Source organism: Pseudomonas shiyinii (assembly GCF_056725765.1).
Window position 1 is genome coordinate 3,847,319 of record NZ_CM161522.1, and the last position, 15,070, is coordinate 3,862,388.

Here is a 15,070-nt window from a genome sequence, read left to right on the forward strand (position 1 = left end):
GCAAGGCCGCTCCTACATAAAAGGCAGATCGCGGTTTACTGCCCAGCCTGGTTCTCGCTCAACACCAGGTTGCCGTTCTTGTCCAACGGAATGGTGGAACCCGGCTCATGATTCATCTTCACTCGGCCAACCTTATCGCCGATGGAGTAGGTCACGTTGTAGCCGACCACCTTCTCGCTCAGGTCGTTGACGGTGTTGCAGCGGGTTTGCGTAGTGGTATAGGTGTCACGCTCCTGCATGCCCTCCTGCACCTTGTTGCCCGCGTAACCACCGCCCACGGCACCGGCCACGGTGGCGATCTTCTTGCCCGAACCACCACCGATCTGGTTGCCCAGCAGGCCGCCAGCAATGGCACCGACCACGGTACCGGCGATCTGGTGCTGGTCCTTCACCGGTGCCTGGCGCGTCACGGTGACGTCCTTGCACACCTGGCGTGGCGTCTTGATGGTTTCCTTGATGGGCTGCACGTCCGTAACCTGGGCGTACTCCGGCCCCTTGTTCACCAAGCTGTAGGTGGCGACAGCACCTCCGGCGGTCACACCGACAGCACCCAGTACCGCACCCACAAGCATTGATTTATTCACGTGAACCTCCTGATATACCGGCGGGGTTAGCCGCCTTCTCCCAGCCTTGGAGCATAAAAAAAGGCGCGAGTTCAATACCCGCGCCTTTCTTTACGCCAGACGGCGACTTGGAACAGCTTACGGGCGGTCGTCCTCGCCCTCGGCCTTGACCGGCGGGATCAGGTCTTCGCTGCTCAGGTTCAGCCAGATCAGCACCACGTTGGCGATGTAGATCGACGAATAGGTACCGGCCATGACACCAATGAACAGCGCCAGGGAGAAGCCGAACAGGTTGTCGCCGCCGAAGAACAGCAGTGCAGCGATGGCCAGCAAGGTCGACACCGAGGTGGCCACGGTACGCAGCAGGGTCTGGGTGGTCGAGACGTTGATGTTCTCGATCAGCGACGCCTTGCGCATTACACGGAAGTTCTCACGCACCCGGTCGAACACCACGATGGTGTCGTTGAGCGAGTAACCGATGATCGCCAGGACCGCCGCCAACACCGTCAGATCGAAGGTGATCTGGAAGAACGACAGGATGCCCAGGGTCACCACCACGTCGTGGATCAGCGAAACGATGGCACCGACGGCGAACTTCCACTGGAAGCGGAAGGCCAGGTAGACCAGGATGCCGCCCAGGGCCAGCAGCATGCCCAGGCCACCCTGGTCACGCAGCTCCTCGCCCACCTGTGGGCCGACGAACTCGACGCGCTTGACCGTGGCCGGGTTGTCGCCCCCGGCCTTCTGCAGCGCCGCGGCAACGCGGTTGCCCAGCTGCGGGTCGTCGCCAGGCATGCGCACCAGCAGGTCGGTGGTGGCGCCGAAGCTCTGCACCACGGCCTCGTCGAAACCGGACTGGACCAGTTCGGCACGCACCGCCTTGAGGTCGGCCGGGCGCTCGTAGGTCAGCTCGATGAGCGTACCGCCGGTGAAGTCCAGGCCGAAGTTCAGACCCTTGTGCCACCAGCTGAACAGCGCCAGGACAGTGAGGAGCACGGTGATGGCGAACGCGACATTGCGCACGCCCATGAAGTTGATGGTTTTCATCGCAGCTCCCTCAAACCCACAGCTTCTTGATGTCACGCCCGCCGCAGGTCAGGTTGACCAGTGCACGGGTCACCATGACGGCGGTGAACATCGAGGTGAAAATCCCGAGGGACATGGTGACCGCGAAGCCCTTGACCGGGCCAGTACCCATGGCGAACAGGATGCCGCCGACCAGCAGGGTGGTCAGGTTGGCATCGACGATCGCCGAGTAGGCGCGATTGAAGCCCTCGTGGATGGCGCGCTGCACCGACATGCCGGCGGCGATCTCTTCGCGGATACGCGAGAAGATCAGCACGTTGGCGTCCACCGCCATACCCATGGTCAACACGATACCGGCGATCCCCGGCAAGGTCAGGGTGGCGCCCAGCAGCGACATCAGCGCCAGCAGCAGGACCATGTTGCCCGCCAGGGCGATGGTGGCCAGCACGCCGAAGGCGCGGTAGATGGCAATGATGAACAGCGAGACGAACAGCATGCCCCACAGGGATGCATCGATACCCTTGGTGATGTTGTCGGCACCCAGGCTCGGGCCGATGGTGCGTTCTTCGGCGAAGTACATCGGCGCGGCCAGGCCACCGGCGCGCAGCAACAAGGCAAGCTCGGACGACTCGCCCTGGCCGTTCAGGCCGGTGATGCGGAACTGGCTACCCAGCGGCGACTGGATGGTCGCCAGGCTGATGATCTTCTTCTCTTCCTTGAAGGTCTGGATCGCCACGTCCTTCTCGATGCCGTCGACCACTTGCTTCTCGTAGCGGGTCATCGGCTTCTGCTCGATGAAGATCACCGCCATGCTGCGGCCGACGTTGCTGCGGGTGGCGCGGCTCATCAGCTCGCCACCGTGGCCGTCGAGGCGAATGTTGACCTGCGGACGGCCATGCTCGTCGAAGCTGGCCTGGGCGTCAGTCACCTGGTCACCGGTGATGATCAGGCCACGCTCGACCGCAGCGGAACGGCCGCCTTCGCGGAACTCGAAGACCTCGGTGGTGGCCTTGGAGGCGCCCGGCTCGGCACCGAAGCGGAACTCCAGGTTGGCAGTCTTGCCCAGGATACGCTTGGCTTCGGCGGTGTCCTGCACGCCTGGCAGCTCGACCACGATACGGTTGGCGCCCTGGCGCTGGACCAGCGGCTCGGCCACGCCCAGCTCGTTGACCCGGTTGCGCACGGTGGTCAGGTTCTGCTTGATCGAGTACTCGCGGATCTCGGTCACTTTCGCCGGGGTCAGCGCCAGACGCAGCACGGCGAGCTCATTACGCTCGGTGGTGGTCAGGTCGAAATCATTGAAATTCTTGCGGATCAGGCTGCGTGCCTGCTCGCGGGTGGCATCGTCGGCGAAGCCCAGCATGATGCCGCCATCCTGCTGGGGCAGGCTGCGGTAGCGGACGCGCTCTTTGCGCAGCAAGGTCTTGACCTCGCCTTCGTAGACTTTCATGCGGGCACTCATGGCCTTGTCCATGTCCACTTCCAGCAGGAAGTGCACACCACCGGACAGGTCCAGGCCCAGTTTCATCGGGCTTGCGCCCAGGTTGCGCAGCCATTGCGGGGTGGTCTGGGCCAGGTTCAGGGCCACGACGTAATCATCGCCCAGTGCCTTGCGCACCACATCCTTGGCCGGGAGCTGGTCTTCCTGGTTGGTCAGGCGCACCAGCGCACTGCCCTTCTCGCCCAGGCTGCCGCCCTTGACGGCGATACCGGCATCGGTCAGCGCCTTGGTGGCGCGGTCCAGGTCGGCCTGGCTCACGTGCAGCGCGGAGCTCGCACCGCTGATCTGCACCGCCGGATCATCCGGGTAGAGGTTGGGAGCGGAATAAATAAAGCCGATCGCCAGTACCACCAGGATCAGCAGGTATTTCCACAGAGGGTATTTGTTCAGCATCACGCCGCCCGTTCAAGACGCGGGGCGCGTTGCGCGCCCCGACTGGAAAAGAAAACCGGTAACTCAGATAGCCTTGAGCGTACCTTTTGGCAGGGTCGCAGCCACGGCGCCCTTCTGGAACTTCAGCTCGACGTTGTCGGACACTTCCAGGACCACGAAGTCGTCGGCCACTTTGACGATCTTGCCGGCGATGCCGCCGTTGGTGACAACTTCGTCACCCTTTTGCAAGTTGCTCAGCAGGTTCTTCTGCTCCTTGGCACGCTTGGCCTGCGGGCGCCAGATCATCAGGTAGAAGATGACCAGGAAACCGACCAGGAAGATCCATTCGAAGCCGGTACCGGCTGGGCCGGCGGCAGGGGCAGCAGCATCCGCGTAGGCGGCGGGAATCAGAAAGCTCATTGGGCACTCCAGTTGCTATAAGTTTATAAGTGCAAACAGTCAGTCCAAGGGCGGCACGGGCAGCCCGCGCTTGGCGTAGAAGGCGTCGACAAAGGCGGCCAATTTACCTTGTTGAATAGCCTCGCGTAAACCGGCCATCAAGCGCTGGTAATGGCGCAAGTTGTGGATGGTATTCAGCATGCTGCTCAACATTTCGCCACATTTATCCAGGTGATGGAGATAGGCGCGGGAGAAGTTGGTGCAGGTGTAGCAGTCACAGGTCGGATCCAGCGGCGAATCATCATGGCGATGGAACGCGTTGCGGATCTTGATCACCCCGGTATCGACGAACAGATGGCCGTTGCGCGCGTTGCGCGTCGGCATCACGCAGTCGAACATGTCGACGCCGCGGCGCACACCCTCTACAAGATCCTCGGGTTTGCCTACCCCCATAAGGTAACGAGGTTTGTCAGCGGGCATCTGGCCAGGCAGGTAATCCAGCACCTTGATCATTTCGTGCTTGGGCTCGCCCACCGACAGGCCACCGATGGCCAGGCCGTCGAAGCCGATATTCTCCAGCGCTTCCAGCGAGCGCATGCGCAGGTCCTGGTACATACCGCCCTGGACGATACCGAACAGCGCAGCGGTGTTGTCGGCGTGGGCGTTCTTCGAGCGCTGGGCCCAGCGCAGCGACAGCTCCATGGAGGCGCGCGCCACGTCGTGCTCGGCCGGGTACGGCGTGCACTCGTCGAAGATCATCACGATGTCCGAGCCCAGGTCGCGCTGGACCTGCATGGACTCCTCCGGCCCCATGAACACCTTGGAACCGTCGACCGGCGAGGCGAAGGTCACGCCCTCTTCCTTGATCTTGCGCATGGCGCCCAGGCTGAATACCTGGAAGCCGCCGGAGTCAGTGAGGATCGGGCCCTTCCACTGCATGAAATCATGCAGGCTGCCGTGCTTCTTGATCACCTCGGTGCCTGGGCGCAGCCACAGGTGGAAGGTGTTGCCCAGGATGATCTCGGCGCCGATGGCCTCGATGTCGCGAGGCAGCATGCCCTTGACCGTGCCGTAGGTACCCACCGGCATGAACGCCGGGGTTTCCACCGTGCCACGGGGGAAGGTCAGGCGGCCGCGACGGGCCTTGCCGTCGGTGGCCAGCAGTTCGAACGACATTCGACAGGTGCGACTCATGCTTGATCCTCGGGGCCGCGTGGCGCCGGATTGCGGGTGATGAACATGGCATCACCGTAACTGAAGAAGCGGTACCCCTGCTCGACCGCCGCCGCGTAGGCAGCCATGGTCTCGGAGTAGCCGGCGAAGGCCGAGACCAGCATCAGCAGCGTGGACTCCGGCAGGTGGAAGTTGGTGACCAGGGCATCGACCACATGGAACGGCCGGCCTGGGTAGATGAAGATGTCGGTGTCGCCGCTGAAGGCCTTCAGCTGGCCGTCACGGGCGGCACTTTCCAGCGAACGCACGCTGGTGGTGCCCACCGCGATCACCCGGCCCCCTCGGGCACGGCACGCCAGGACGGCGTCGACCACGTCCTGGCTGACCTCCAGCCATTCTTTATGCATGTGGTGGTCTTCGATCTTGTCGACCCGCACCGGTTGGAAGGTACCGGCGCCCACGTGCAGGGTGACGAAGGCACGCTCGACGCCCTTGGCCGCGATCTTCTCCAGCAGCGCTTCGTCGAAGTGCAGGCCGGCGGTCGGCGCGGCCACGGCACCGGCGCGCTCGGCGTAGACGGTCTGGTAGCGCTCGCGGTCGGCGCCTTCGTCCGGGCGGTCGATGTAGGGCGGCAGCGGCATATGGCCGACGCGCTCGAGCAGCGGCAGCACTTCTTCGCTGAAGCGCAGCTCGAACAGGGTCTCATGGCGCGCCACCATCTCGGCTTCGCCGCCGCCGTCGATGAGGATCTGCGTGCCCGGCTTGGGCGCCTTGCTGGCGCGCACATGGGCAAGTACCCGATAAGTGTCGAGCACGCGCTCGACCAATACTTCCAGCTTGCCGCCGGAGGCCTTCTGGCCAAACAGCCGCGCCGGAATCACCCGGGTATTGTTGAATACCATCAGATCACCGGGGCGCAGGTAGTCGAGCAGGTCGGTGAACTGGCGGTGCGCCAGCTCACCGCTCGGCCCATCGAGGACCAGCAGACGGCTGCCATGGCGCTCGGCCAGGGGGTGGCGGGCGATCAGGGAATCGGGGAGTTCGAAGGAAAAATCGGCGACGCGCATGATGGTGTTCGGTTCGACAGGGCCGGAAAGTTTAGCCCAAAGAGTGAAAATTGACCATGAAACCCGATTGACCGACCCACGGAGGCTCTCTATACTGCGCCCCCACAAGCCCTGATGGCGGAATTGGTAGACGCGGCGGATTCAAAATCCGTTTTCGAAAGGAGTGGGAGTTCGAGTCTCCCTCGGGGCACCAAGATCCGAAAGAAACCGACCTTATGGTCGGTTTTTTTGTGCCTGGGATTTGGCCTCTTTCATGGGGCGTTATGAGTTTGTCTTGAACGATTCAGCGCCTATCCGATCGAGCGCCGCCCGCGCGGCGCATCGCGAGCTACGCTCGCTCCTACGTTTGTTTCGGGCCAATCCATCCTGTGGGATTTTCGCGCGGACGCCTTCGGCGCCTGACGCAAGATCGTGTCGCACAAACCAGGCGGTCGCGCGCGCCTGTCACAAGCGTTACTGGCCGTAAACAAACGTAGGAGCGAGCGTAGCTCGCGATGCGCCGCGCGGGCGGCGCTCGATCTGTGCATCACCTTAAATCCCAAGGCATGCACCTGGAAGCCCTCACCCTCCCTCCCCGACAAGCAAATCGTAGCCACTCTTCCCCAGCTTTCCGTGAAGAACCTTTTTTGCCAAAGGTCATAGCACCTGTAGGAGCGACTACCCTGCCACCGCCGACCTTTCGGGCGACGATGGACAGAGCTTCGGTGCGGAGAGGTGTCGATTCCCGACTATTTAGCTACCTGGATACGCAGTTGTTACCCCGCCACTGCCAGCTGGTAATGATATCGGCGGTGATCTCAAATGTAGTGGTGCAGGACAGCTGAATATTCATAGCTGGGGTTCCGCCATACGAGTTGGTGTATGCGGTGTTGCCCACGACCGTGGTTTGGTACGTAGGCGCACTACCTGGCAGATACATGTCATTGCTACTCGAGTAGATCAGAAATTTCCTGCCACTTGCTTCATATGTTTGCTGCGGCGGCCCCCAGCTTCGCACCAAATCCAGTTCGCTGGAGCCAACCCAGCTTTGTAGAACCTTTTCATATTTACCGGTCGTAGCGCACCCGGACACCATGAGCGGGAGCATTAGCAGCGGAAGCCATTTCATGATGGTCTCTTCTCGTTGTGGTGGCAGATTGAACTCAGTCTAAACCACGCTTCAGGAAGCAGGCGGCGGCAGCGGCGAATCCTCGGGCATCCTGCTGAGCGGTCTGGTGTCTTCGTCGGCCTGGGCCAGCAGCTCGCTGGCTGACACTGTGACCGGGCAGCCCTCAACATCAAGGGCGCCCAACCTCTCATATGCGTTCTGGCGTTGCTGCTCCCCTGGTACGGGTCACTTGCTCCCTTGCCCATGCAAGTACCTCTGCCTTGATCCAGAGGACAGCATGGGGGCCAAGCTTGATCTGGCCAGGGAAATCCCCAGTCTTCATCTTCTCGTAGATGTACGTGGTGCCCATTCCGGTAATCCTCTTCACCTCACGCAGCCTGATGAACTCGATATCGTCTGCGAGGTCCTTCGTCCCGCTTGTAGGAACAGGGGTTGCTCCATTCATCTGTGTAACCTCCAGCAACGGGTTGGATTGATCGCCATGGAGCCCGGCGATAGCAGAAGCCCCCGCCGAGCACAGGCTTGATGAGCGTAGTCGCCGCTGGAAGCCCCTCGCCGATGATCTCCACCGTATGTAGGGGCACCGGAATCACCCTCAAGGCGCGGCTGGTAGCCTGGATTGGTGTCTATTCAGGCAGAGCGTCAGCTATCGACAGCAGCAGAGCGCGGCAGGACGGGGCCAGTTGGCTGCCGCCATGCTTCAAGCAGGGCAAGCGCGTGTGCTGGCGGGTCGCCACGGTGCGCAAGTTCTTGGAAGAGTACGAGCTGGGCATACACAAACCAGCCAAAGCCGGTCGGAAACGGAAAGCGCCGATGACACTGACTAGCGTCAAGTAAGTCAAAGCGAACTGCTCCGGGTGACAGCAACTGAAGGGTTCGTACTGTTGGCACGCATTCTGGTTCCAGGCAGTTCGCACGCTTGTTCGCAGCAGTCATGATGTAAACAATTACCCCGTCGACTCGAAAGGCTATTAGGCTCGTGGCGGCAACCTGCTAGTTACTTTCTTCAGATCGAAGCTTCTCAGCCGGCACTCTTCTAGAAACTCCGTAAATTGTGTCAAGTACAGCATCGCAGTCTCATCCGAAGGCTTCGGAACGCCAGTCAGAGCAATTGAGAACACTTGCTCCATGACCTTGCAGCCGTACTGAATAATCTGCTCCTCGGTGAAATTTTGGAGATATCGATTTTGTCGATAGCGATATTCCACATGTTCTTGCCTGGATTGCGGAGGCGATGGGGGAGAGAAGTCAGGCTCGAACTTCAGGCTTTGAATGTTCTCTGCGGTGGTGAAATGGTGCCCTTGAAATCGTGCCCACGACGCCAAGAATTTCTGAATATCCTCTTCCACAAGGTGGTGTCGGTGTGGATTACACTCGTTGTAAATGATGAATGCCGGTACCACCTTACCTTGGTTGCCTCTGACACGATAAGTGGTTTGGATTAGCACAACGAAATCGATATGGGAAAAGCGATCCAGTCTCTTCTCGCTACCACCTTCAAGCCAGAAATTGAATCGATCCACCAATTGGTTAACCGGGATGCTCTCTACGGTCTCGTTCAATACGAGTAGGATCCCAGGGGTTTCCGGATCAAGGCCAAGATGATCCTTCGTTGACTTAATCTGATCCCTTGCTTGGCGGCATACACCTTCAACCATTCTGGTTGCACTGGTGAATATCCTGCCCATGATTGCCTCACCATCGGGCATTGTCTTGATCGCAGCTTCTAGATCGTACTGACCGAAAATCAGAGGGAAATCAGCGGAGTCCATTGCCGATTTGGCCAGGGCGAAAATCTTATCTTTAGGGTCTATCTCAAGCGTCTTGAGTTCGGTTACCGCTCGACCGTTGAAAAATAAGTAGTCGGCCATTTTTACGTTTTTGGGCTGATCAACCCTGCCATCTAGCACCTGCACATGATCCTGTGTTTCCAGGAAGCTGATCATGCGCGCCTCAATGCTCGTCATATTTTCCATGACTCTTCCTTGCTTTAGATGCACACACTGTAACCCAGGCAATGCCTGCTGATGTGGCGTACCAGTGACCACGCCTTGACTCCCCTAGCGGCACAGCAGATTTCGTCAGCGGAAAGAACAATGTGTAGTGAGTATATGCACAGGCCTTGGCTAGAGACTCTTGCATCGGGCTTTGCTCCATCCACACGATAGAGCAAACACTGTCAATACGGTGGCCCAGGATGCCCTACGCAATACTGAGGACGAAAAAGCTGAAAACGGTCGCCGGGATATTGGGATCAGGCCGACATACGTTCCGAGAGATACCAACTCCGAATTCAGATGGCGCGCCCAGCGTGCATATCTGCGGTGCAACAAGCTCTGCCGAATTGTCCCAGGCCGTTCTGGCTAGGCTTCCAATGAAGCGACGAAGAGATGCAGTGCTCTGCATCGAATACTTGATCACAGCGAGTCCGGAAGCATTCAAGAGGCATAGCGGTACGATTCCCGACACAGGCGGCTACTTTGATCAAGCCATGATTTGGCTAAATACTCGTCATGGAGCAGCGAATATTGTCTGCGCAGAGTTGCACCTGGACGAGAGGACTCCGCACCTCGTTGCGTACATCATGCCTCTGACCCATGACGGGCGTTTGTCGGCAGTGATTTTCTTGGAGGCCCTACCAAACTGCGTAAGATGCAAACCGACTTCCACCGCTCGTGTGGTAAGCCGTTCGAGCTGGCTCGCGGTATCAAGGGCTCGACAGCCCAGCATCAGGCGATACGGCGCTATTACCAGGGGCTTAATGTAGATCCGCCTCACCTCGTGCGTTCCGACCTGGCTGCAGCAGCACTGGGCTTGCATACGAAGCGCTACATGGAGTTCAAACGTTGGGTAAGAGCTTCAGCCATCCAATACGAATTACAGGCGGCTGCGCAAAAGGCGCTGAAGGCGAGGCAAGCCACGTTGAACCAAAAAGCCTTGGCCCTAGAACGCTGGCGGATAGCGCTTGAGATTCGGGAGCTTGAGCTAGAACAGCGCCTGGATCGATTGGGGGGTATCGATGCTGCGCTTTCCTCGGCTTTGCGTGATGCAGAGATGGAGAAGGAGCGCGCGAATCTATTATCGATCCAAATTGAAACAATGCGGCGTCTAGAGTGCGGATCTGGCAAAGCCCCGGAACGCACAGGGGCTTCACCATCAATTTAGATGAGCAATCGCCATCAGTTGACGAGACGAAGATTCGCTCGAGAAGGAGTCTTGAGAACACCTGCGGAAGAAGTGACCATTACAGGGGCAAGACCGAACAAAATCTGGTTCAAATCATTGGCCTCCACGGCGATCTCAGCAGCGATAGAGTTAACCCCGACACCCTTTTCGCGAAGAAAGCCAAGAACCTTTTGAAGAATCAAAGAAGTCTCTTTGGGAGCTGACTCTGGCTCACTCTTCCGGGCACCCATAACGCTCAATTCAATGCAAAGCCCCTTATAAGTATGCTCTGAGAGCAACCCAATCTGATGAAGCCTGTATGTGAATGCCATTGCAGACACCGTCCAGTCTTTTTTGCGCACTATTACATCAGAGACCGTTTTACAACCGTACGCGGTGCCAAGCATTCCTTTCCTGGGCATCAGAAACGCCGAAGCAAAAGCGTTGGCCTCATTCTCCACGGGCTTGCCTTTGTTCTCACCATGTCGGTGTAACACCAAATGTCCTAATTCATGGGCCGCGTCGAAACGACTGGACTCACTCGACTTCATAGTATTGAGGAACACGTATGGAGACACTCCTCCTCTCCAGCATGAGAACGCGTTTACTTGACTGGTTTCCTCCGCCAGGCTGAATACTCTGACTCCCTTCGATTCGAGAAGATGGATCATGTTCTTGATCGGGCCGAACCCCAGCCCCCACAGAGCCCTTACCGTGTCAGCGGCAACTTCTGGTTCCATCCCGGAGCAGTCAGGTACGGCAATTTCAGGAAGGTTGAAGCGAGACGCAACCCAGTCACTGAAGAAATATGCGATCCCACCAGCTGCTAAGGCCGCATCACGCTGCCCTGACGTCATTCTAGAGAATGATCTAAAACTCGCGTTTACTTCGCTGGGAGTATCAATGTCCGCGCCGTAAAAGAACGCTTCCGGGAAGTTCAGGGCTTGTGAAAAGGACGTGATCATTTCAGCTGATGGAGAGTGCCCACCGTTCTCCACCTTACTGATGCTAGACAGACTAATACCAGACAGCTCAGATAAACCTTTTTTGGTCAGCCCCCTACGGCGCCTGGCCAAAATCAAGCGATTTAGGTTAAACAATGTTTGGTGGCTCATGATTTCGGCGTTACTGGTACGTCAACTTCTGCTGGGCTATCTGGAGACTGTCGTGCACTAGAATCTTCAAACGCAACTGGCGGCATAATCAAACGGTGCGACCATCCATTGACCTTGGACTTTTCACTCATGGATGTGGGGCGCGACAATTCGTAACGGACTTCCTTCTTATCCAGGTCAATGAAGAAAAGAAGGATCCAGAGCTCTGGCCCCTGCTCCTCTGTCACGCTCCTATTCAAGCTGACAACATTGTGCTGCGATGGGAATAACTCTCCTTGTTGAGAGTTATAATGAGCGCACCGCGAGGTCTGAGACCCCTTGTCATTTCTGGTCTGAGGTTCTTTGTTTGGATTACCGGTGTTCGTGTCCCCACTGCTTACCGTGATAGCGATTTTCCCATCGGGCGAGACAGTGCGGGGTTGGTTGTTGGGCTCATCTGGCGTCCATCCCAACAGGATGGTCTCTTCACGGAGAACCTCGATACCCCGCTGCCAAGCATTCGTACCAGGCGCGCTCTTTGGTTTGTTAGGGCCGGTAGCCCTGAAGTCACGCAAGAGCTGCTCAACCACAATAGGCAGAATGTGAGCAGGAAGACCAAGCGACGACAGGACGTCTTCGACCGAGAGTGACCGTAAGTCAGCGTTTTCTAGCATTTGGGATGCCCCTGGGGAATTACTCGTTTTTTTACATCGTTTGATGTGCAAAAACAAGCAATTCCAGACAGCCAGGGCGAACCCGATCCGAAAGAATGAACCCGTGAGGAAGGTGCGAATTGATAAGGATCATGGTGATGAGGCTGGTGAGGCTTCCCTCGCGCGCGCGTTTAGGGGGCCATTATGACTCGGCGGAAGGCGCCAGCGAAGCACATCGACTGGTTCCAGGTGATCACTGCGCTATCCCGCAAAGGTTACTCCATGCAAGCCTTGGCAGATGAGCTGATGGTGGCGCGTACCACCCTCATAGGTTGGCGCCAAGGTGCAGAACCGCCCCATTCGGGTGGCGATCGCCTGTTGACCCTGTGGAGCCATGCAACCGGCCTGGAGCGCACGCGGGTGCCAACCGTAACCATTGATGACTGGTGGGCCTATCACGCGAAGTAGCCCCCGCCGCGGCCCGAGGAATCGAAGGTCACGGCAAAGTCACACTTGTCACGGCGCAGTCACGATGCGGCATGAAGGTGTGCGCGGCGGACGAATCATCCGAATCCAACGCACCCAGCAGACGCACAAGTGAGTAGATTTGTAAGTAGATAAAAAACCGAACACAGAAAAATGCCAACAAATTCATATATTTACTTAAGTATATTGAGTCTCCCTCGGGCACCAAGATCCGAAAGAAACCGACCTTATGGTCGGTTTTTTTATGCCTGGGATTTGAACAGCCATGGCGCCGTCTCTGTAGGAGCGGGCTTGTCCCTCGATTGGCCGGCCCTGGAAACGTGCCGACATGGCAAGGGCTTCGCCCTTGATCGCGGGGCAAGCCCGCTCCTACAGGGTATGCGCGACAGCTTCAAATTTTCAGATTTTCCGCATTCCCTGTAGGCTGTTTCCCAAACATACTCCCTATCCCTTTCAAGCCATTGCGGTGCTCTGGATCGGGTTCTAGTCTCGGCCTGTCGTTGCCAATTCAACGACCGGCTTTGACAGGCCGACTCAAATAGAAACCTCTTGGCTTGCCCTCAATGGCAGCTGTACGTGGGGGCACCTCGTGTGCGCCGGGTTTCCTCTATTTGACCGGTCTGTCAACCCCGCGTATAGCTGCCACCTATTTGTTTGACAGCAGAAGGTGGCAGCTCCATTCAAATGAGGAGCTTCACCATGTTAAAGATCGTCCCCGACCCACCCTACCCCACCGAGCTCGCCCATTCTCTCGAAGACATTCTGATGCAGACCTCCGAATACCTGGTTTGCGCCCTCTCCATCGCCCAGCAGAACACCCTCACCCATCAGACCTCATCCGCCCAGGCGCTGACCCTGGCCACGATGCACGAGATCGAGGCGGCTCGCGGCATGGTGGAAATGGCGCTGAGCAAGGTTCAGGTACGCCACTGACAAGGAGCATGAAGATGACAAGCAAGACAGTAGGCGTGACCTGCTTTGGCTACGGCACGGGTGATGCGCCTTTGTTTCGGGTGGAACCGGGACAGGACGCAATCCTGGCGTTGGACCAGGCCTCGGCGATGCTGCAGTGTGTACGGCGGATGACGCTGCTGGCGGCGACCGATGGCGAGGCGGACCTCGGCTGGGCGGCACATCTGCTCAGCGATATGGCCAAGGCGATCATGGATGACGTGGAGGTTGGGCGCCAGCGCGCACAGCCATAGGCCCATCGCCGGATAAGCCCGCTCTGATTGAACGATGCATAGCCCTTTGATCCGCGGAGCCTTGTGGGGCGGGCTTGCCCCGCGATTGGCCGGGCCTGGAAACACACCGGCATGGCAAGGGCTTCGCCCTTGATCGCGGGGCAAGCCCGCTCCTACAGGGGGACAGTGCAAGGGCACGCATTCGCCTTCGATGTATCCTTGAAGTGAGCCCCACTGATCCAAGGCATACCCCATGAAGCTGACACACCGCCCCGTACGCCACGACGATATCGCCGCCATCTGCTGTTTCCCGCAAGGTGCGGATGAGTTGTTTTATATGTTCCCCAAGGCCACCTACCCGCTCACGCCGGACCAACTGAGCGATGCCATCGCCCAGCGCAGCGGGTCGACGGTGATCGAAGGTGATGGCGTGGTGCTGGGCTTCGCCAATTTCTACAAGGCCGAGCACGGTGGCGTATGTGCATTGGGCAACGTGGTGGTCGCTCCGGCCGCCCGTGGCCGTGGCGTAGCACGCTACCTGGTGCAGTGCATGATCGACTTGGCTCGCGAACAGTTCGCCGCGCGCGAGGTGTGGGTGTCGTGCTTCAACCACAACACGGCGGGGCTGCTGCTTTATCCACAGCTGGGGTTCGTGCCGTTTGGTATCGAGGAACGGCAGGCACCGGACGGCAGCCGGGTCGCGCTGGTACAGATGAGTCAAACGCTCATATGAGCACCTACGTCAGCGCGATACGAAATGGGGTCGTGCCAAAAGGTCGATTCCCAACGCACGAACGACCCTCAGAACGGTATCGAAGCGCGGCTTAGCACCTGGCGTTAGCGCCTTGTAAAGGCTTTCACGCCCCAGACCGCTGTCTGCTGCGATCTTGGACATTCCCCGCGCCCTGGCGATATGCCCGAGTGCACGAATGATCTCATCGCTGTCACCATCGGCCAGCACCTGGCTCAGGTATTCACTGATGGCCTCATCGCTGTCCAGCAATGTAGCCATGTCAAAAGGGATCAGCTTCTCTTTCATTTCATCTCCTTCGCGAGCTGCCTGGCTTTGAGGATATCGGAGGCCTGAGAGGACTTGCCCCCACCTGCCAGCAGGAGGATCAGCCGACCCGCCTTGCAGGTGAAATAGACCCCATCGTATCCTAATGGATACAGCGCAACAAGATTTGGAAGCGATTCACTCTGACAAGCGCTCCAGCGATGAGATAGTCAGTGCGGTCCCACGATTGGGGTGAGCTTTATCGTCGCTGTTCGAGAGACA

The 15,070-nt window shown here is 58.5% G+C and carries 17 protein-coding genes and 1 tRNA gene; 7 read left to right on the top strand and 11 right to left on the bottom strand.

What is annotated here, in order from left to right; genetic code table 11:
- Window positions 1-35: 35 nt before the first annotated feature.
- From ACXHGZ_RS17335 to queA, 6 genes are all read right to left on the bottom strand, one after another.
- Window positions 36-584: a glycine zipper 2TM domain-containing protein gene (locus tag ACXHGZ_RS17335; RefSeq protein WP_084858495.1), complete on the bottom strand. Its 549-nt coding sequence runs from the start codon at window positions 582-584 to the stop codon at window positions 36-38.
- 117 nt (window positions 585-701) lie between these two features.
- Window positions 702-1,610, bottom strand: a complete 909-nt coding sequence (gene secF / locus ACXHGZ_RS17340) for a protein translocase subunit SecF (RefSeq protein WP_224456847.1) — start codon at window positions 1,608-1,610, stop codon at window positions 702-704.
- Between the two features lie 10 nt (window positions 1,611-1,620).
- Complete coding sequence (secD, locus tag ACXHGZ_RS17345) at window positions 1,621-3,483, bottom strand: protein translocase subunit SecD (protein WP_480460692.1); 1,863 nt, start codon at window positions 3,481-3,483, stop codon at window positions 1,621-1,623.
- 63 nt (window positions 3,484-3,546) lie between these two features.
- Window positions 3,547-3,882 (bottom strand): preprotein translocase subunit YajC, encoded by a 336-nt coding sequence (gene yajC / locus ACXHGZ_RS17350; protein ID WP_010223473.1) that lies wholly within the window; start codon window positions 3,880-3,882, stop codon window positions 3,547-3,549.
- A 39-nt stretch (window positions 3,883-3,921) separates the two neighbouring features.
- A complete protein-coding gene (gene tgt, locus ACXHGZ_RS17355) occupies window positions 3,922-5,037 on the bottom strand; it encodes a tRNA guanosine(34) transglycosylase Tgt (protein WP_172403058.1) in 1,116 nt (371 codons plus the stop codon).
- A gap of 14 nt (window positions 5,038-5,051) precedes the next feature.
- Complete coding sequence (gene queA / locus ACXHGZ_RS17360; RefSeq protein ID WP_480460693.1) at window positions 5,052-6,101, bottom strand: tRNA preQ1(34) S-adenosylmethionine ribosyltransferase-isomerase QueA; 1,050 nt, start codon at window positions 6,099-6,101, stop codon at window positions 5,052-5,054.
- Window positions 6,102-6,209: 108 nt separating this feature from the next.
- Between queA and ACXHGZ_RS17365 the strand changes: the two genes are divergently transcribed.
- Window positions 6,210-6,294 (top strand) — tRNA-Leu (locus ACXHGZ_RS17365).
- 1,102 nt (window positions 6,295-7,396) lie between these two features.
- On the opposite strand, the gene ACXHGZ_RS17370 is transcribed toward ACXHGZ_RS17365, so the two are convergent.
- Both ACXHGZ_RS17370 and ACXHGZ_RS17375 read right to left on the bottom strand, forming a co-directional pair.
- Window positions 7,397-7,654, bottom strand: a complete 258-nt coding sequence (locus tag ACXHGZ_RS17370) for a helix-turn-helix transcriptional regulator (RefSeq protein WP_480460694.1) — start codon at window positions 7,652-7,654, stop codon at window positions 7,397-7,399.
- Window positions 7,655-8,180: 526 nt separating this feature from the next.
- Window positions 8,181-9,185 (bottom strand): hypothetical protein, encoded by a 1,005-nt coding sequence (locus ACXHGZ_RS17375; protein WP_480460695.1) that lies wholly within the window; start codon window positions 9,183-9,185, stop codon window positions 8,181-8,183.
- Between the two features lie 398 nt (window positions 9,186-9,583).
- Between ACXHGZ_RS17375 and ACXHGZ_RS17380 the strand changes: the two genes are divergently transcribed.
- Both ACXHGZ_RS17380 and ACXHGZ_RS17385 read left to right on the top strand, forming a co-directional pair.
- Window positions 9,584-9,976: a plasmid recombination protein gene (locus tag ACXHGZ_RS17380; RefSeq protein ID WP_480464085.1), complete on the top strand. Its 393-nt coding sequence runs from the start codon at window positions 9,584-9,586 to the stop codon at window positions 9,974-9,976.
- The gene (locus tag ACXHGZ_RS17385; RefSeq protein ID WP_480464123.1) at window positions 9,862-10,374 is read left to right on the top strand and encodes a hypothetical protein; all 513 of its coding nucleotides are present in this window, start codon (window positions 9,862-9,864) and stop codon (window positions 10,372-10,374) included. Before ACXHGZ_RS17380 ends, ACXHGZ_RS17385 begins: the two co-directional genes overlap by 115 nt.
- 14 nt (window positions 10,375-10,388) lie before the next feature.
- On the opposite strand, the gene ACXHGZ_RS17390 is transcribed toward ACXHGZ_RS17385, so the two are convergent.
- The gene (locus ACXHGZ_RS17390) at window positions 10,389-11,489 is read right to left on the bottom strand and encodes a helix-turn-helix domain-containing protein (RefSeq protein ID WP_480460696.1); all 1,101 of its coding nucleotides are present in this window, start codon (window positions 11,487-11,489) and stop codon (window positions 10,389-10,391) included.
- Window positions 11,486-12,142, bottom strand: coding sequence for a hypothetical protein (locus ACXHGZ_RS17395; protein WP_480460697.1), 657 nt, complete (start codon window positions 12,140-12,142; stop codon window positions 11,486-11,488). Before ACXHGZ_RS17395 ends, ACXHGZ_RS17390 begins: the two co-directional genes overlap by 4 nt.
- A gap of 261 nt (window positions 12,143-12,403) precedes the next feature.
- Between ACXHGZ_RS17395 and ACXHGZ_RS17400 the strand changes: the two genes are divergently transcribed.
- The 4 genes from ACXHGZ_RS17400 to ACXHGZ_RS17415 all read left to right on the top strand — a co-directional run bounded on the left by ACXHGZ_RS17400 (window position 12,404) and on the right by ACXHGZ_RS17415 (window position 14,524).
- On the top strand, window positions 12,404-12,589 hold the full coding sequence (locus tag ACXHGZ_RS17400; protein WP_196154559.1) for a hypothetical protein: 186 nt from the start codon (window positions 12,404-12,406) through the stop codon (window positions 12,587-12,589).
- A 717-nt stretch (window positions 12,590-13,306) separates the two neighbouring features.
- A complete protein-coding gene (locus ACXHGZ_RS17405; protein WP_480460698.1) occupies window positions 13,307-13,540 on the top strand; it encodes a hypothetical protein in 234 nt (77 codons plus the stop codon).
- A 14-nt stretch (window positions 13,541-13,554) separates the two neighbouring features.
- The gene (locus tag ACXHGZ_RS17410) at window positions 13,555-13,812 is read left to right on the top strand and encodes a DUF3077 domain-containing protein (protein WP_172403054.1); all 258 of its coding nucleotides are present in this window, start codon (window positions 13,555-13,557) and stop codon (window positions 13,810-13,812) included.
- A gap of 232 nt (window positions 13,813-14,044) precedes the next feature.
- Entirely contained in the window at window positions 14,045-14,524 is a 480-nt protein-coding gene (locus tag ACXHGZ_RS17415) for a GNAT family N-acetyltransferase (protein WP_084858505.1), read from the top strand.
- Window positions 14,525-14,533: 9 nt separating this feature from the next.
- Here ACXHGZ_RS17415 and ACXHGZ_RS17420 read toward each other — a convergent pair whose 3' ends face one another.
- On the bottom strand, window positions 14,534-14,830 hold the full coding sequence (locus tag ACXHGZ_RS17420) for an addiction module antidote protein (RefSeq protein WP_224456851.1): 297 nt from the start codon (window positions 14,828-14,830) through the stop codon (window positions 14,534-14,536).
- Window positions 14,831-15,070 lie beyond the last annotated feature (240 nt).